The sequence below is a fragment of the Promineifilum sp. (SeqCode) genome, assembly GCF_041918635.1.
Taxonomy (GTDB): domain Bacteria; phylum Chloroflexota; class Anaerolineae; order Promineifilales; family Promineifilaceae; genus Promineifilum.
On record NZ_JAYRVJ010000785.1, the window covers coordinates 1 to 2909 of the forward strand.

Genomic DNA, 2909 nt, shown 5'->3' on the forward strand with positions numbered 1-2909 from the left:
ATGGACGAGCCGGCCTGGCGCGGGGCCAGGGCCATGTTGACCTGGCCGCTGATGGCTTCGTTGTTGAAGTCGGCGCTGCCGACCATCGCCAGAATCTCGCCGGTCTGCGGTTGCAGGGCGACCAGGGCGGCGTTGTTGGCCCCGCCGGAGGCCAGCAGCTCGCGGTTGGCGGCTACGGCCTCCTCGGCCAGCCGCTGCGCGTCGGGATCGAGCGTCGTCTGGATGCTCAGGCCGCCGCGATAGATCGACTGCGCGCCCAGCAGCTCCTCGGCCTGCTGCAAGACGGTGAAGGTGAAGTGCGGGTGGCGAATGGTGACGGCCTGCGGCTCCAGTTCGTAGACGCGGACGGCCATCTCGTTCAGCGCCGCCTGGGCCTCTTCAAGCGTCACGTCGCCATTGGACACCATCAGGCTCAGCACCTCGCGCTGGCGGCCTAATGCCTTGTCGGGCGCGGTGTAGGGGTCCCAGAGGGCCGGGGCCTGGGGCAGCCCGGCCAGCAGCGACGCCTCGGCCAGCGTCAGTTCAGCGGCCGATTTGTTGAAGTAGGTGTTGGCCGCCGCCTCAATGCCGTAAGCCAGGTTGCCGTAATAAATCTCATTGAGGTAAAGCTCAAGAATCTCATTCTTCTCGTAGGTACGGGAGATTTCGGCGGCGAGGATGATCTCGCGCACCTTGCGCCGGTAGCTGCGCTCGGTGCGCTCGTCCTCATCGAGCAGGGTGGCGCGCACCAACTGTTGGGTGATGGTGCTGGTTCCGGCCACCGCCTCCTGTTCGCGCGCGGCCATGACGACGGCGCGGACGAGGCCGATGGGGTCGAAGCCGGGGTTGTCGTAGAAGCGCTTGTCCTCGGTGGAGATGGTCGCCTGCACCAGGTAGGGAGAGATGCGGTCGAGCGTCACGTAGGTGCGGTTGCCGGCGTTGGGGTCGGCCAGGGCATAGAGCAGTTGACCGTTGCGGTCATAGATGCGGGCCGTCTCGAAGGTGCTGGCCCGGTCGCGCAACTCCGTCGGCCGCGGCAGGTCGCTGGCGACGAGGCTGTAGCCGACGGCGGCCAGCGAGGCCACCAGGAACGAGCCGACGACCAGGACGAGCAGCGCCACCATCAGGCCGCGTGCTATGCGGCCGGCCGTCAGCGGGGCGCGCGACACGACCGGTGGGGCCGGAGGTGTCGCCACCTTCGGCGCGTCGCGGCGCGGCGGAGACGGCGGAGCGGCGGGCGGGCGCGGCTGGGCGGGCGGTTGCGCGCCGGCTGGCTGTTGGGGCCAGGCGGCGGGCGGGGCCTGATAGCCCGATCGCGGGCGAACCACTGTCTGGGCGTCGCTCGGCGGCGGGCCGGGCGGTGGAACGATAGGGCGCGGCGGCTGGCCGGCCGGCGGCTGGCGGTCGGCGGTCGGCTGATCGGGTCGTTGTTGCGTCGCGCCGGGAAAGGCGACGCGCGGCTGGACGCGGGTGGCCTCGGTGTCGTCGATGGTCGGCGTCGATTCGGGGGTCTGCCACTCCTGGCGGCTCAGCGGGCGCTGCGCGCGCCCTTGTGTCGGGGGCGTCTGGCCGGGCGGCGCGGCGGTAGGCGTCGCCTGGTCGGCCAGGGGGGGCATGGCCGTGGGCGTGGCCTGGTCGTCGGTCAGAGGCGCAGGCGCGGGCCGGGCCGGCGGGTTGGAGGCCGATAGCGGCGGCAATTCCACTGTCTTGGCCTCCGGCGGCACGGGCGGCGGCGCGCCCTGCTGTTGCGCCTCCTCGCCCATCAGGTCGAGCAGGGAGATGGTCTCCGGCTCCTCGGCGGGGGACGCGGGTTTGGGCTTGCTGCTATAGGGTTGCAGAGGGGATGAGCGGCGCTCCTGGCCCTCCGGCTCCTGGTCTGGCTGGCGGTTTTTGTCGTCTTGCATGCTCTCTACTTGACGCCGGGCGGGGCTGGATGGTTCCCGCGCTGGATGTAGCGCAGGCTGTCAGCCTGCACCACGCGCCTTCACCAGCATAACCCAGTTGCCCCGCTGCGTCGCCTCGCCGTTCTGGTTGACGACGGCGTACTTCATCGTCACGTTGCCACCCCCCAACCGGGGAAAGGCTTTCTTGTCCACAATCTCGATCGCGACGTGCACCGTGTCGCCGATGAAGACGGGCAGACTGAACTTGGCAGCCAACTCGCGGAAGGCCAGCACTGTCCCCTCAATCACGCCCGACTGGACGGCCAGACCGGTGGCGATGGACTGCACCAGCAGCCCATGGGCCACGCGCCGGCCGAATCCGCCGGCCTCGGCATAGACGGCGTTGGTGTGAATCTGGTTGTAGTCGCCCGACAGCCCGGCAAAGGCCACGATGTCGGCCTCGGTGATAGTGCGGCCGGCCGTGCGCAGCTTGCGCCCGATCTCGAAGTCCTCAAAATACAGCCCCTTGGGCTGGTAGACAAGTTCGGTCATCTGTCCCTCATGATAGGGGCTAGGTTCCAGGGGCCAGGGAAGAGCGTTCTTCCCTAGAACCTGGAACCTGGCCCCAGGAACCTTTCTTCCCCTGGCCCCTACTCAGTCGCCGCAGCCAGCTTCTCGGCCTCATCGGCCACGGCGAGGGCGTCGATGAACGGGTCGAGGTCGCCGTCCATGACCACCGGCAGGTTATAGCTGGTGAAGCCGACGCGGTGGTCGGTGACGCGCGATTGGGGGTAGTTATAGGTGCGGATCTTCTCGCTGCGGTCGCCGCTGCCCACCTGCGCCTTGCGGTCGGCGGCCACGGCGGCGCTCTGCTTGTCCTGCTCCATCTCCTGCAACCGGGCCTGGATGATGGCCATCGCCAGCCGCTTGTTCTGGGACAGGCTGCGCTCTGACTGAATTTTGACCATGATGCCGCTCGGCTTGTGGATGACGCGGGCGGCGGTCTGGTTCTTCTGCATGTGCTGGCCGCCGGGGCCGGAGGAGAAC

Annotated in this window: 3 protein-coding genes; all 3 read right to left on the bottom strand. The window is 68.9% G+C overall.

All coding sequences use genetic code 11. From position 1 onward, the window contains the following. Window positions 1–1883, bottom strand: a 1883-nt coding sequence (locus ACE3UY_RS22465) for a transglycosylase domain-containing protein (RefSeq protein WP_374689701.1), incomplete at its 3' end; no start/stop codon positions are given. 60 nt (window positions 1884–1943) lie between these two features. Further along, window positions 1944–2414 carry a MaoC/PaaZ C-terminal domain-containing protein gene (locus tag ACE3UY_RS22470; RefSeq protein WP_374689702.1) on the bottom strand — a complete coding sequence of 157 codons (471 nt, stop codon included), beginning with the start codon at window positions 2412–2414 and terminating at the stop codon, window positions 1944–1946. A 98-nt stretch (window positions 2415–2512) separates the two neighbouring features. Next, a partial coding sequence (locus ACE3UY_RS22475; RefSeq protein ID WP_374689703.1) for a peptide chain release factor-like protein occupies window positions 2513–2909 on the bottom strand: 397 nt, incomplete at its 5' end.

Bases quoted from the DNA above. Each gene is read 5' to 3' on its own strand.
- ACE3UY_RS22470 (WP_374689702.1), bottom strand. From the start codon at position 2,414: ATGACCGAACTTGTCTACCAGCCCAAGGGGCTGTATTTTGAGGACTTC.